This is a genomic window from Frankia sp. BMG5.60 (assembly GCF_059428125.1).
The window spans coordinates 2,198,951-2,213,384 of record NZ_CM182091.1 but is presented as its reverse complement, the minus strand read 5'-3'; the positions used below and the strand labels follow the sequence as shown (position 1 = coordinate 2,213,384).

6 protein-coding genes are annotated in these 14,434 nt (G+C 70.1%); 1 reads left to right on the top strand and 5 read right to left on the bottom strand.

Annotated features, from left to right (window positions below):
- The first annotated feature begins 565 nt into the window (after positions 1 to 565).
- Positions 566 to 1,999 (top strand): IS66 family transposase, encoded by a 1,434-nt coding sequence (gene tnpC / locus AC5R91_RS08890; protein ID WP_495396677.1) that lies wholly within the window; start codon positions 566 to 568, stop codon positions 1,997 to 1,999.
- A gap of 504 nt (positions 2,000 to 2,503) precedes the next feature.
- Here the strand turns inward: tnpC and AC5R91_RS08885 are convergent.
- The 5 genes from AC5R91_RS08885 to AC5R91_RS08865 all read right to left on the bottom strand — a co-directional run bounded on the left by AC5R91_RS08885 (position 2,504) and on the right by AC5R91_RS08865 (position 14,390).
- Positions 2,504 to 8,527 (bottom strand): DNRLRE domain-containing protein, encoded by a 6,024-nt coding sequence (locus AC5R91_RS08885; RefSeq protein WP_495396676.1) that lies wholly within the window; start codon positions 8,525 to 8,527, stop codon positions 2,504 to 2,506.
- A 479-nt stretch (positions 8,528 to 9,006) separates the two neighbouring features.
- Complete coding sequence (locus AC5R91_RS08880) at positions 9,007 to 9,363, bottom strand: transposase (RefSeq protein WP_495396675.1); 357 nt, start codon at positions 9,361 to 9,363, stop codon at positions 9,007 to 9,009.
- A gap of 47 nt (positions 9,364 to 9,410) precedes the next feature.
- Positions 9,411 to 10,820, bottom strand: a complete 1,410-nt coding sequence (locus AC5R91_RS08875; RefSeq protein ID WP_495396674.1) for a lytic transglycosylase domain-containing protein — start codon at positions 10,818 to 10,820, stop codon at positions 9,411 to 9,413.
- 1,240 nt (positions 10,821 to 12,060) lie between these two features.
- On the bottom strand, positions 12,061 to 12,918 hold the full coding sequence (locus AC5R91_RS08870) for a PLL family lectin (protein ID WP_495396673.1): 858 nt from the start codon (positions 12,916 to 12,918) through the stop codon (positions 12,061 to 12,063).
- Positions 12,919 to 13,169: 251 nt separating this feature from the next.
- Positions 13,170 to 14,390, bottom strand: a complete 1,221-nt coding sequence (locus AC5R91_RS08865; RefSeq protein WP_495396672.1) for a citrate/2-methylcitrate synthase — start codon at positions 14,388 to 14,390, stop codon at positions 13,170 to 13,172.
- Positions 14,391 to 14,434 lie beyond the last annotated feature (44 nt).

The window sequence follows — 14,434 nt, the reverse complement described above, 5'->3', positions numbered from 1 at the left end:
CCACCCGAACTCCCCACGAACGCGATGATCCCTCTCACCGCCAACGAGATCCGGCACGTCTACGCCCTCACCCACCGCATCAATCACCCCACAGGCCACATCCGCCGATGGTCACACTGGCGCCGCCGCCACCAGGCCCACGCCCGCTACTCCCACTACCAACGGCGCATACACGCAGCTCAGACCCCCTCCATGAGGATCAAGACCACACCACAACCACTGTCGCTGTAGTACTAGGCAACGTGTCGGGTAACTGGCGGTGGTTTGTTGTGATCGGTAATGGGAGTGGGAACAGGGAGTGAGGAGAAGCGATCGCCCGCGGTTATGGGGGTGAACAGTGATGACAGCGCGACTGCCGTGCCCGCCGGCACCGGTGCCGGTGGAGGCGTACGCGTCCCAGTTCGATGACTTGTTCGCGTCGCGGGCGCAGCGGCGGGGGTTCCGGGACCTGGTCAGGTCTCGTAGATCGTTTGTTTTTGCTCTCGCGGCGTGCTGGGGCTGTTCGGTGATCTGGTAGCCCCGGAGCGTTGGTGCCGCGTGGTTGATCGGTCCGTAGGGTTCGGGTGTGTCCGATGATCCGCCCGCGCCGCCGGTGCCGTCGTATGACGAGCTCGCGGCGCTGGTGGTGGAGCAGGCGGCGCTGATCATGCAGTTGCGGGCCGAGTTGGAACAGGCTCGGGCGCGGATCGCCGAGCTGGAAGCCCAGGTCGCGAAGACGTCGCGGAACTCCTCGAAGCCGCCGAGTTCGGACGGGCTGGCCAAGCCACCCCCGACATCGTTGCGGACGAAGACCGGCCGCAGGCCCGGCGGGCAGGACGGCCATCCCGGATCGACGCTGCGGATGGTCGCCGATCCTGACGAGCGTGTGGTGCACGAGCCGGGGCCGTGCTCAGGGTGCGGGACGCAGCTGGCGGACCGGCCGGTGACCCGGACCGAACGCCGGCAGGTGTTCGACCTGCCCGAACTCCGCCCCCACGTGACCGAGCATCAGCTCCTGGAACGGGAATGCGGCTGCGGGACACGCACGAAGGCGACCGCACCGGCCGGGGTGGACGCCCCCACCCAGTACGGGTCGCGGGTGACCGCGGCGGCGGTCTACCTGTACTCCGGCCAGTTCCTGTCGACCGACCGGACCGCGACCGCGCTCGCCGAGCTGGTCGGGATACCCCTGTCCGCGGGCACCGTCGCGGCGATGGCCGCCCGCTCCGCCACCGACCTGGAAGGTTTCCTCACCGCGGTCCGCGAGCACCTCGCCGGCGCCGAGGTGCTCGGCGCGGACGAGACCGGGCTGCGCGTCGCCGGGAAACTGCACTGGGTGCACTGCGCCCGCACCGGGAAGTACACGTTGATCGACTGTCATCCGAGGCGGGGAACCGTCGGGATCGACGCCCTCGGGGTGCTGACCGGGTTCACCGGGGTCGTGGTCCACGACGCCTGGGCCGCGTACGACAGCTACACCGACGCCACTCACCAGCTCTGCGTCGCCCACGTGCTCCGCGAGCTGCAGGCGATCACCGACACCGCCCCGGCCGGCAGCTGGTGCTGGGCCACCCGGGCCGCCGACGCCCTCGTCGCCCTGCACCGGCTCACCGTCGACGCCACCATCACCGGCACACCGGTCGACCCGCAGGCGCTGGTAGCCCACACCCGGGCCCTGCGCCACGCCGCCCACATCGGGATCAGTCAGACCTCCCCGCGGGGCACGACACTCATGGCCGCCCGCCACGCCCTGGCCTGCCGCCTCGTCGACCGGGAAACCGACTACCTGCGCTTCACCCGTGATCTGCGGGTTCCCGCGGACAACAACGGCTGCGAACGCGACATCCGCATGATCAAACTACGGCAGAAAGTATCCGGCTGCCTCCGCAGCCTCACCGGTGCCCGCCAGTTCTGCGCGATCCGAAGCTACCTGTCCACCGCCACCAAACACGGCATCTCCCAGTTCGACGCCCTCGTTCAACTCGCCGAGGGCCGCCCCTGGATGCCCGCAACCACCTAACCCAAGATCAAGTGGCTACCTGACCAGTTACGGCGGATGAACGCGGTTCTGTTGTTCATGTCATCGCAGTGAACTGCCCGGATCTCTGAGGAAATCAGGGCAGTTCAACCCTCGCCGCGGTAAGAATAAGGCCCGATGCGGATTACTTGGTGGGCAGAACATGGTCGTCGGGGGCTCGCGACTCTTCTTCGGGGGGTGATTTTGTCGCTTTGAAGATCAAAATACATATAAGAATTCCGGAGCCCCCTGCCGTAATGGCTGATCTAATATCATCGAATGCAAATAGTTCGAAAGATACTATAAGTAGGGTGAGGAGGAAAAGAAATATGCCGACGGTTCTCAGGCGTTTCTGCTTTGGGCTCCTGGGCATTTCTATCCTCATGGGTCTGGGTGATGGTGGGAATTATGCTCGAAAACCCCAGGCAACCTCGGAGTATTCCGGGGATGCCTGGGGCTGGTCGCTAGACGGCCGGACGGTACTTCGCTAGAGACCGATGGTTCGCGCTATCTAGCTGTGTAGCAAGATGTTGCCCTCCCGCGTCTGTCGTAGTTGCAGTAGCGTCCGGCGTATCCAGGTCGACGCAGATACGCCTTGTAGTAATCGTAGGAGCCGAGAGTGAAGAAGAACGCTGCTATGCCAATCGCTATCCAGCCTCCGCCGGCTACGGCTGCGATGAGGCTGCCAGCCGTGAGAACGTACGCGACCGTGGTGAAGACCTTGTGCCAACCCCACCACTGACCGGTTAGGTCAAACTTGTTGTAGGGGTCTTGGTTGGTGTAGTCGTAGGGGTTGGCGGAGCCGCCGAGAACTGGGTCGGTGGAGAGGAATCGTCCGGTGTAGGGGTTGTAGAGGCGGACGCCCATGAGGGTGAGGCTGGCGAGGGTGTCGCGGGAGCGTTGTTTGGCGCCGAGCCAGCCGTAGCGGGCGTAGGCGGTGCTGGGGAAGTAGGGAACGCCGAACTCGTTGGATTCGGCGTAGTTGGTGATGGAGGTGGCGGTGGTGGAGTCGTCGGTGGTGGCGACGATGTCGCCGTGGAGGTTGGCGAGTTGGAGGGTGACGGTGCCGGTGTCGGTCTGGATGGCGGCGAGGTCGCCGCCGATTCCGGTGATGTTGCGGGTCCAGGTGCCGCCGGTGACGCCGATCCAGGTGGGGCTGTCGCCGGTGGCGGTGGGGTAGTGGTTGGTGGTGGTGGTGGAGCCGGCGGTCCAGGAGCGGAGCCGGCGGGCGGGGTCGAGGGTGTAGGTGCGTGAGGTGGAGCCTGCGGTCTGGGATGCGACCAGGTCGTTGGCGTTGAATCCGACGGTCTGCGCGGCACCGCCGGCGTCGGCCGCCGGAATACTGGTGGTGCGGCCGAACGTGTCGTAGGCGTAGCCCGTGTCGGTGATTCGGTCGGCCTGGTCATAGCTGTGACTGTAGACGGCCGGTGTGGTGCTGGTGGAGCAGTTACCGGTGTCGGGTTGGCCGCCGGCGTCGGGGTAGCTGTTCAGCGCGGTGCGGTTGGAGTCGAGGTCGTAGTTGTAGGTGCGGGTGGTGCAGATGCGGGGTCCGCCATAGCTGACCGCGTCGGCGACGGCAGTGAGCCGGCCAGCGGGGTCGTAGCCCAGTGTCTTCATAGCGGGTGTGGTGGCGTCGAGCCTGACCTGGCCGTATACCGAGCTCGCCTGGGAGAAGGTCAGCCACGGGGTTCCGGATTTCCCGTAGACGAGGCTGGTGGGTTCGGCGTTGTTGTCGTAGCGGGTCGTCGAGACGAGGCCGCTGGGATAGGTCTGCGACGTCAGGGTGCCGTCGCCGTTGTAGGTCGCGGTGAAGGTGGAGGGGGCGCTGCCGGCGCCGACGCCGAGCGAGGTCACGAGGCCGCGGTGTTCGGTGGCGGTGTCGTAGAGGTAGGTGGAGGTGCCCTTCCCGTCGTCGCGGGAGCTGACTTGGCCGTCGATGTCGTAGCCGGTGGTGGTGGTGTTTCCGTCGGCGTCGGTCTGGCTGGTGACCTGCGCCCAGGTGTCGTATCCGGTGGTCAGGGTGATCGACGATGCGGTTGTGGTGGTGGGTAGCCCGTTGGTGGTGCTGTAGCCGTAGGTGGCGGTGGGAACGGCGGTGCCGCCGTCGGCGGCGGGGCTGACCGCGAGCGCCTCGGAGGCCTTCCGGCCGGCCGCGTCGTAGGTGTACGTCGTGGTTCGGGTGGTGGTCGATCCGGAGACCACGGTGTCGACCTTGGTCAGAGGCTGGTTGAGGTCGTTGTAGGTGTAGGTCGTCACCGGCAGCGGGTTGCCGGAAGAGGGCTGCGCGGCGGGGCCGGTGGAACAGGCCAGGCCCGTCCAGGAGGCGTTCACGCAGCCGCCGGAGCCGGTGGCGGTGAAGTACGAGGTGACGGTGGTGAAGGCGTCCGTGCCGGCGGTGTTCGCCTTCGGCTGGCGGACCTCGACCGGGTTTCCGGCCGCGTTGTAGTACGTGGTGCGGACGATGTCGGTGGCGCCTCCGCCACCCATCCAGGTGGTCACCGTCGTGGGTTTGCGCAGGGTCCAGCCGGAGGTGGTGGCAGGATCGCCGGACTTCGCCTCGTAGCCGTTGACGGTCTTACGCGGTTCGACGTCCGCCCCGCCGGCCTGGCGGATCGTGGTGGTGATGGTGGTGGGCAGCCGGTAGGGGTCGGGCGAGGACGGGGCGTTCTCGTCGTAGTCGGTGTGGACGTGCTGGCGGGCGGAGTACTGCGCCCCGCTGTTGTCGACGATCCGGTGCGTCGGTCCGAACGTGTCGGTAACCGACACTCCGTCCGCGGAGTACACGGTGTCGGTGTCCAGCACCTGCGCCCGGGCCGCGGAGTCGGTGAGCGCGGTGACGGTCGGGTCGGTGTCGGCGGTGGGGGTGAGGGCCTGGTTGCGGTTCTCCGCGCTCAGCTCACGGATGACGTGGCCGTTGGGGTCGTGCTCGGTCGTGGTGATCTGCCAGGCGCCGTTGCCGTAGGAGGCGGCGTTCACCTGGCGGCCGTCGGCGTTGAGGTAGCTGAGGTCGGCGTAGGGCCAGTCGGCGGCGACGGGCGGGTTGGACGGCACCCGGCTGGCCGGGAAGACCGCGGTCGCCCAGGCCGGCAGGTCCCGCTGGCCCCAGCCGGCGACGACGCCGGAGGCCAGGTCGACCGGCGCGCCCGAGCCGGTCAGCGCGACGCCGTAGACGATCGTGCGGGTCGCGGTGCCGGCGCCGGCGGGCCGCGGCCGGGCGACGCTGATCACCCGGTTGTAGGTGTCGTAGCCGAACGTCCAGGCGTCCTGCCCGGGCGGGGTGAGGGTGGTCAGGCGCCCACCGGCGTTGTACTGGTAGGTGACGCCGATGTGCGAGCCGTCGGTGTTGTCGACGCGCGGGTCGTACTCCAGGCGCAGGTGGCCGGTCGAGTCGTACTTGTACTGCGCGACGACGACCGCGGTGGCCCCGTTGACCGCCATCGAGATCGACGCGAGCTGACCGTTGTAGTCGCCCCAGGTGGCCGGGTCGGTGCCGGAGCCGGTCGCGGTGGTGGAGGTGGCGTAGGTGAACGTCAGCGCCCGGCAGCCCGCGACCAGGGTGGTGCAGGTGACGCCCGTCGGAACGGGGGCGAGGATGCGGGTCACCCGGCCGGCGCTGTCGGTGGTGTAGGTGGAGGTGGTGGCGGAGCCGGGCTGCTCCACCCGGTCGACCACCCAGATGGTGGCCGAGCCGACGGTCTTCGACACGAACACGGTCTTCGTGCCGCCGACGCCGGTGTGGGTGAACTGGGTCGCCGAGTCCTTGACCAGCTTCGAGCCGTCCACCGCGGTGTCGGCCACCCCGGCGTAGCTGTACGGGTAGCTGCCGGAGCCGGTCCGGGAGTAGACCGACGCCGCGCCCTCACTGGAGGTCAAGGTGACCGTGTTCGTGGTCGCGGTGGCGTCTGTCAGCGTGCTGGCCGCGGTGCCGGACTCCGGTCCCTGCAGGTCCGACGTCCAGCCGGGGCCGAAGATCCCGGACGGGTCGCTGGTCGCTGGGGGCGGGGTCAGCGTCGTCAGGGACCGGCCGACCGTGAGGCTGCCGGTGTAGGTCGCCAGCGTGACGTCCGTCGCCGACACGGAGTAGTCGCCGGTCAGCAGGGCCAGCGAACCCGGCCCCACCTGGGAGACGGCGTTCGAGTCGCCGAAGGCGTTACGGGCATACTGCACCGTGCGGGCGGCCGTGCAGGAGACGGTGCCGCCGGAGTCGCGGAAGCAGGCGCGGAGCTGGATGGGCCCGTCGGCGCCGCCCTGCAGGGTGAAGCCGACGTTCCAGTTCTGCCGGTCGAACAGGCCCGAGCCGTTGCGCGGTGCCGGCCACGTCGGGTTGGTGGAGGTCCCCTCGATCGTCGTGTCCCCGACGGGAACGTCGCTCCAGGTCGCGCCCGTGCTCGTGCCCAGGTGGTACTGGTAGGTCACCGACACCTGCGACGTCGGGGCCTGCCCCTCCAGGACGACGAACCGCTGGACCCGGGCGTTCTCCGCCGGGCTCGCCAGGGCCCCCGTCCCGAGGCCGAAGCCGTAGGACACGACCGACGACAGGTTGCCCGCCTTGTCCTTCGTGCGGACGTAGAACGTGTGCAGCCCGGCGGTCGGGGTCAGGGTCGCGCTGGCCGTGCCGGTCGTCTCGGTCGCGGGGGAGGGCTGGTCGAGGCCGTAGAGGAACGACTGCGTGTCCCCACCCGGCGAGGTCCAGGTGAACGTGCCCGACGTCGCGGTGCCCCAGCCGCCGGACGGCCAGGCCGCGGAGGCGAGCGCGGTCGGTGCGGACGGGGCGGTGGTGTCCACGGTGAACGGGATCCACGACGACCAGGCCTGGGAGTAGTCCGTCCCGTCGTAGGCGCGGACCCGCCACTCGTAGGAGGTGCCGTTGGTCAGCACACCCGCCGGCACGGTCCAGGAACCCGTGGCGTTCGGCGAGATGTTGGAGACCGACCCGTCGGTGATCTTCGTGGTGCCGGCGGAGTTCCACACCTCGAAGTCGAGCCGCAGCGGAGCGCCGTCAGCGTCGGTGGCCGCGCCGGACAGGACCGGGCGCGTCGAGTTCGTCAGGACGGTCGCCGGGCTGCCGCCGCACTGCGCCGAGCACGGGCTGGTGGAGCGGTTGGCGACGGTGCCCGGGTAGGAGTTGTAGGTGGTGGACACCTGGGGCTTGAGGCCGGTGTCCCCGGAGTAGAAGTACTTGTACTGGTCCCAGCTCGTCTCGTCCGGCGCGCGCAGCGTCAGGGTCTCCGGCGACGGCTGGCCGTTGGTGGCCCAGGCCTGCGCCAGGCCGGTGATGTCGAGGGAGACGCCGCCGGACCCGCAGCCGTTCACCGTGCCGGCGTTGAAGCTGGTGTTCGACCAGTTCGTGCCGTCGGCGGCCGGCTGGGTGTTCCACGTCGTCCCGGCGGACAGGGCCGCCGAGCCCTGCACGACCATGGGCTGCGCGGTGCAGGTCTGGGAACCGGCCTGCCAGAGCTGGAGGTAGGCCGAGGTGACGTGCCGGCCCTCGATCGCGGTCGTGTCGAACCGCAGGAACGACCGGTTGACCGCGCCGCCGAGGTAGTTGCCGACCCGCAGGTACTCGTAGCTGTCGTAGTTCGTGGTCGGGTTCGTGTCGTTGACGTCGGTGTCGAGGTTGTCGGCCAGCACCGCCGCCGGGTCGATGGTGACCGGGTACTGCCGGGCGCGGTCCGTCAGCCACGCCTTGTCCGGCTTCAGCTCCAGCGTCGGCGTGGCGGTACTCGCCCCGGTGAGCGCCGCGTCGACCGCGTGGGTCCGGTCGGGCAGCTTCGTCGCCGGGTCCAGGTGGGCGTCCCACATCAGCGGGGTCGGCGAGCGGGCGGTGACCTTCCCGCCGGCCGACAGGCGGGTCTCGCCGCCGGCGGTCCGCGTCGCGGTCAGGCCCGTCAGGCGCATCGGCAGCGTCAGCGCGGCCTGCGCGGCGGCCGGGGTGTGCGCGATGATCTGTACGTCGTAGCCGGTCGGGGTGACCTTGACCCGCAGGTCGGTGTCCTTCGCGACCGCCGGGTAGGTGGCGACGTTCCCGGCGAGGGTCGGGGCGGGCAGGGCGCCCGGCCACGCGAACGCGACCTGCCTCGTTCCGTCGACCAGCGTCGCGACCGGGTCACCGGCCTTGCCGCCCGCGGAGAGGACGATCGACGCCTTCGCGGCCTTCGGGGTGACCTTCCCGCCAAGGAGGACGAGGGTGGGATCGACGTCGACCCAGCCGTCGCCCCGGCGAACCCGGTGGATCCCGGAGAACGAGTCGACAGTGATCGTCCCGTTCGGATTCACGAACGTCGACGTCGTCTCGGTCCGCCGGTCCGTCACCTCGATCCGCCGCTTCTCCGCGTGCGCGGCGACCTGCGCGGACACGAAGTCCGGCCGCTCGGCCGGCCCGGTCGGCGCGGTCGGCGCCTTGTCGGCGGAGCCGGTGGGGGCGGCCCAGGCCGCGTCCCGCCCCGCCGGAAGAAACGTGGCGATCGTCCCGACCAGAACGGCGGCGAGAAGAACGCAGATGGCTCGAACGGTGTGCCTTCGACGATGCACGGGGGATGCCCGCATCATGTCAACTCCGATTCTCGGTGCAGACAAGGAAAGGCGCGCCGCCCTCCCGGTCCCGAGGGAATTGGGGGGCGCGCCGGATCACCGAAAATGGCAGAACCTCGACGGCAACACTAGAGAATCAAGATCGGTTGTGTGTGCGTTGCTTGAGTGAGATGGGTCCTCGCTCGCCCTGTCTGAGGGGTGGCGAGCACTCGGTGTTGCGTCGAACCCGTCCGGGAGCCGTCAGTCGCAGGGTTTGGTGACTTTGGGTTACCGGATTTCGGATCTGCCGGTGGCGTCAATACCGCAGAAGAGCGCCGATGTTATCTGGGTCACGCAGCAGTGTGTTACCTGTAGGAAACACGTGCTCGGTGGCGCGGCAGAGCCGTCCGAATGGTCCGAGACGGCTGTTGCCGGAGTGGTATCCGCCGGTGGACAGAAAGAACGGGCGTCGATCCGCCGGCCGGAATTCCCGGAAAGGCTCACGTAGGGGTCACCGAGCCGTCGGTCGCCTTCGGCACGGGTCGGCTGACGGCCGGGCGCGTCGGAGTTCTCGACGGCTCCGGCCCGCGCAGAATGTCGAGCGCGCGGCGCAGCTCGGCGTTCTCCCGGATCAGGCGGCGGATCTCGGCCTGTTGTCGGCGGGCGGTCGTCCGTTGCCCGTCGCTGAGCGACTCGGCCTGGCGTACCCAGGTCCGAAGCGTCTCGGCGCTGATGGCGAGGGAACTCGCGACGGCCTGGATCGCGGACCACTCGGACGAGTGATCGGGCTGAACGCGCCGAACGCGGGCGATGGCGTCGGCCCGAAAATGGGGCGGGTAGCGGGTGGGGCGTGGCATGACGGGCTCGCTTTTGCGGCTCGGCCCTCGGAGCCTGGTGGGCGGGCTCAGGGGGGTGGGGTGGACGGGGTGACGGGGCCCGGGTCGGTCGGCTCGTTCCTCGGCAGGAGCGAGACGACGAGCAGTGAGCTGCTGGGCGCGACGGTGGGGACGTCCGCCGGATGGTCCGCGTCACCGTCGGTCGCAGCCCTGGGCGTCGGGGCGGGAGTGGCTCGGGGCTGGGCGGGGAGCTTCGGCCCGGGCCTCGGCGCTGGGGCGATCGTGCTCGGATCGGCGCCGGACGGCCGGGCGGCGGACGCGGATCCGGACGGGGTGGGGATGGGGGCGCCAGGCAGGCTTGACGAGGCGGGAACGGACGGGGACAGGGACGCCCGCGGGGTCGGTGGCGGTGCCGGCGAAGCGGTCGGCGGCGAAGCGGTCGGCGTCGAAGCGGCCGGCGTTGGAGGGACGGCGGGTGGCGGGGCCGTCGTGGGGCGACGCGTGGTGGCCGGTGTGGTCGCGGCGGTGGCGCCGTCGGTCGTGTATCCGGCGGTCCAGGCGAGGACGGCGTGCACGTAGCTGGTGGACGGGTTGTAGCTGTAGATGGCGCTGCGGAGGTCGGCGGGGTCGGCCAGGTCCCGCTGGGAGCGGCAGAGGTAGCCGGCGGCGGCGAGGGTGGCGTCGTCGATGTTGTGGGGGTCGGCGTGCTGGTCGCCGGAGTTGTCGCGGCCGGCCGTGCGCCAGGTGGTGGGGATGAACTGCATGGGGCCGACGGCGCGGTCGTAGGTGGTGTCGTGGTCGAGGGCGCCGTGGTCGGTGTCGCGCACGAGGGCGTGGCCGTGGCGGCCGTCCAGCGGTGGGCCGAGGATGGGCGAGGTGATGGTGCCGTCGGGGGTGATGGGACGGCCGACCGCGTGGCCGGACTCGATCTTGCCGATGCCGGCGAGAAGCTGCCAGGGCAGGTGACAGCCGGGGCGTTCGGCGGCGGTGCGGGCTGCGGCGCTGCGGTACGCCGCCAGGACGCGAGCGGGGATGGCCCGATCGCGGGCGGTCAGGATGACGGCCGGGGTGGTGGATCGGCCCGCGGCGGCGTCGGCGAGGGCGTGATCGTCGGGGAGTTCCGGGGATGGTGCCGCGGTGGTGGTCGGTGCCGCGGTGGGGTTGGTGGAGCTGGCGGGAATGAGCGGCGGGAGGACGAGGGGCAACGGGTAGGTGCGGGTGGCGGTCGGCGGATGAACGGCCGGGGCGGGGTCGACGTTCTGCGCGGGGATGGCGGGTCCCGGGCCGAGGCAGAGAGCGACGAGCAGGCCGATCATGGGCAGGGCGGTGAGCCCGCCGGCCGCCTTCGGCCACAGCGGCGCCGGCCGTCGGGAGGTGCGCCGGACCGCGGTGTCCGTCGAGACGGCCCGGTGCCTGCCGGGCGACTCGGCGGTCCGATGCCGGCCGGCGTGTTCAGGAAGCCGACGATGTCGACTCACGGCGAATCACCCCCCATGATGTGAGCCACCTTCCCTGGTCTTTCCCGTGCGGATGGCGAGCGTTCTCAGGAGTCCTGGGAATGCGTCAACCGGGACGCTGGGAGAAGGCCTTGGTGAGGAAAAAGACGTGCTCGAACTCGGCGCGCCGCACCGATTCGGTGATGTTGGTGGACCCGGTTGCGCTCGGGTCCGGGCTGGACTGTGCCAGAACGGAGGCCCGGTTGTCATCCGGTTCGTAGAAAGAAGTCCTCGCTGTCCATCGCGATCGGGCGCCGTTTGGGTGAGCCGTGGCCGGATGAAGGGGACCCGGAGGGGCGCCGTCAGGGCTCGTTCAGTGTGCGGACGTCCTGGCCGCCACCCGGAGCTGGCCAGCGTCTACTGCCAGCAAATCGGTCAAGTCGCCTAAAAAGGCACCTTGCCTGCCTCTTTGTGGAGACTCTCCGCTTTTATGCGATTACGCTTCGTGTCAATTTATGGGTCTGCGTGCCGCGCTCACAAGAATGTTTCGCACAGGTAACGCCCCACTGTGTGTCGCGCTTCACATTTCTTGCGCAGAGTAACCCATCTTGAGGCGATCTAGTTTGAATATCATGTTTTATGGGGAACTGTCCCATCCGTCGAGGCGGTAGTCCTAGGCGGTGCGTCTCGACTGCGGCACGTTCCGTTACGGTGCGTTATGGCAACAGGTTGCCAATGGGGCGTGATGGTTGCCTTCCGCGCCGGCGCCGGCCATTTTGGGTGACCCGGCATGGTCCCCGTTCCCCTCGGGGGCCGTGCCTGTGCCACTCAGGGTTCTTCGTTTTCCCACCGGATCGGAGTTGGTGCGATGGATGTGGTCCCTGTCGCGGTGTCGTTGCGCTGTCTGTTTCCGTTGCGCATCGCCGGTGAGTGGTTCCGCGGACGGTGACCGCGGCTTTCCTGGCTCACCGGCATGAATTCGATCGGCGGTAGGCAACCGGTGCGGCATCAATCCGACCCGGCCTCGGGTACCCGAACGCATATCGCGTCGCTTCACCATGGGAAGGAGACTGCCGCGATGGGAGGGAGACCGGTGGTGGGGCGCTGGGCGGGATCTGCCGGGCGCCGCTGCCGGGCGCCGGCGCCCGGCAGCCCGGGGCGGCCCGCGCCGGCAGGCCGCCGTCCTCACTCCCGCCGCGGACGGGCGGCGCCCTGCCGTCCGCGCCGCGGCGGCGGGTGGGGGAGTCGGACGCGGGAGCGCGCCCCCGCCCGACCCGGGCGGTCAGAGTTCCGTGACGAAGGTGCTCACGATTGCCGGGGTGTCACTGGTACCGAAGGCGCCGTTCGCGACGGCGATCTGCGGCTCGCGGAAATTTCGGCAGGTCCACATCCGCGCGTCGGCGCCGACACCCTTCCACGCCGTGATGACGGTGTTGCCCACGTAGGCCGCCGACGGGCCGGTGCTCGTTCCGCCCGGGGCGGGCCGCTGGGCCGACCAGTGGCCGTTCTGGAACTCCGCGTGCCAGATTCCCGCGTCGTTTCCCGAGCCTTTCCAGACCAGGAAAAGGCCCTGCGGTGCGGCGGCGAGCGCCGGGCCGTGCGTGGATCCGCCGGGAAACGGATGGGGTTGCGCCCAGGCGTGCCCGTCGTACGTCGTCCAGTAAAGCCCCTGATCGCCGCCGGAACCCTTCCACGCCATGTACAGCAGCCCGCCGTACGACGCGAGCGCCGGGCCGTGGGTGGACGCGGCCAGCCCGCCGGCGACTCGCTGCGGCCCGAGGTTCTCGGAGAACCAGATCGTCTGGTCGGGACCGGTCCCGCGCCACGCCATGACCGTACGTCCGTCGTGGAAGGCCAGCGCGGGCCGGTCTTCGGTGCGGGGGGCGTCCGCCGGGGTCTGCTGGTCGGACCAGCCGTCGCCGTACCAGCCCACCGTCCAGATCCGGCTGTCGTCGTCGGCGCCGCGCCACGCGGCGCGGGCGGTCAGGCGCCCGTCGGAGGCGGCACCGATCCCGCCCCTGTTGGTGGCGAAATACCGCACCTGCTGCTGGTCGCGCCAACTGCCGTCCGAATGGGCCCGGGACCAGAAAAGCCGCTGGTCGGCGTTCTTGCCTTTCCAGATCAGCATCGGATCGCTCACCAGGCCGCCCCCGTCCGTGGATTCCCCGACCGGTTGTCGACTCGCTTCCGGACAAGGAACGACGCCCGCCGCGGTGGTCGGGTCGTCGACGGCACTGATCCTAGCCGGGTGAACATCAGGATGAACAGTCCCGCGGATTCGGTCGGCGGTGTCGCCCAGGCGATGGTATTGGCGCGCCGGAAAGCGGAATGCGGACTCCGCGGGGTGCCCGGCGACGTTGTCGAACCCGAGTCGACCCGACCTCGGTCCGGCTACGGCGACGGGACCGGCTGGGGGGCGGGCGGGCCGACGTAGCGGGCCGAGGGGCGGATGATCTTACTGTCCGTGGCCTGTTCGAGGATGTTCGCCGTCCAGCCGAGCGTGCGGGCGACGGCGAACGTCGGGGTGAACATGTCCCGCGCCAGCCCGCAGAGCTCCATCACGACCCCGGCGTAGAACTCGACGTTCGTGTGCAGCTCCCGGCCCGGCTTCAGCTCGGCCAGCAGCTCCACCACCCGCCGCTCGACCTGGACGGCGAACGCGACGAGGTCGCCGCCGAAGTCCTCGGCGACGCCGCGCAGCAGTCGCGACCGCGGGTCCTCGGTCCGGTAGACGGCGTGGCCGAAGCCCATGATCCGATCGCCGGCGAGGACGTGCTCGCGGATCCACGGGTCGATCCGCTCGGGGCTGCCGATCTCGTCCAGGGTGTCCAGCGCCCGGCTCGGCGCGCCGCCGTGCAGCGGCCCGGACAGCGCGCCGATCGCCCCGACCACGCAGGCCACCAGGTCCGCCCCGGTCGACGCGATCACCCGGGCGGTGAACGTCGAGGCGTTGAAGCCGTGGTCGACCGTGCAGATCAGGTAGCGCTCGATCGCGCGCACCTGCGCCGCGGTCGGCTCCGCGCCGGTGACCATGTACAGGTAGTTGGCCGCGAACGGCAGATCGTCGCGGGGTGCCACCGGTGGGAGCCCGTGCGCCAGCCGGTGCAGCGCGGCGACGAGCGTCGGGGTGACCGCGCCGACGAACAGGGCGTCGTCGACGCGGGCCGCCTCGTCCACGTCGTACAGCGGGGCGACGCCACGGGCGGCGCCGGCCAGCGACAGGGCGGTGCGCAGCCCGTCGAGCGCGCCCCCGGCCCTGCCGGCCCGGGCCAGCGCCGGCAGCAGTTCGCCGAGACCCGCCGGCAGCCGCCGCAACGGCGCCACCCGGGCGGCGAACGCCGCTCGCGCCGCGGCGTCCGGCAGCGCGCCGAACACCATCAGATGCCAGACGTCCTCCAGCGAGCGGCGCTCGGCCAGCTCCACGGCCGAGTACTGCCGATAGTGGAAGAAGCCCTCGCGCCCGCGCACGTCGCCGAGCGCCGTCTGCGTGACGACCACCCCCTTCAGTCCCCGCGGGACGTCGATGCCCGCCGGCGGGGTGGGCGGGCCATCTGCCACCCTCGCCGCGTCCGTCGAGCCGGTGCGGGCCGTGCTGCCAGTCGTGATCACCATGGTTCGCCTCCTCGCCATCCATAGTTGATCCTGTATGGATGTGG

What these genes read in the sequence shown, in the direction of transcription:
- AC5R91_RS08880 (WP_495396675.1), bottom strand. Translation starts at nt 9,363, where the DNA reads ATGCCACGCCCCACCCGCTACCCGCCCCATTTTCGGGCCGACGCCATC.
- AC5R91_RS08865 (WP_495396672.1), bottom strand. Translation starts at nt 14,390, where the DNA reads ATGGTGATCACGACTGGCAGCACGGCCCGCACCGGCTCGACGGACGCG.